Below are 239 nucleotides of genomic sequence, written 5' to 3'. Positions count from 1 at the left end.
GCCGAGGGGGCGGGCGGGAGCGGCCGCCTCCCGGTCGCCGCCCAGACGGCCGTCCTCGGCCTGCTGCACATGGCGTGCTGCGCCGCCGTCTACCTGACGGTCGGCGTCCTGGCCCGCAGACTGCTCGGCGCCCGCCCGGCGGCGGCCCGCGCGGTGACCCGCACCTCCGGCGCGGCGATGCTCGGCATCGGGGCGTTCCTGCTGATCCAGCGGGCGTTCTAGCCCCCGCCCCGCCGGAC

At 79.9% G+C, this 239-nt stretch carries 1 pseudogene; it reads left to right on the top strand.

Features of this window, described 5'->3' with window-relative positions:
- Window positions 1-222: pseudogene (locus KMS84_RS40645) on the top strand (LysE family translocator); the annotation flags it as partial.
- Between the last annotated feature and the right edge of the window lie 17 nt (window positions 223-239).

This window comes from Streptomyces hilarionis (assembly GCF_024539675.1).
In the GTDB taxonomy this organism is placed as follows: Bacteria; Actinomycetota; Actinomycetes; order Streptomycetales; family Streptomycetaceae; genus Streptomyces; species Streptomyces hilarionis.
This window is presented reverse-complemented; position numbering and strand designations above follow the sequence as displayed.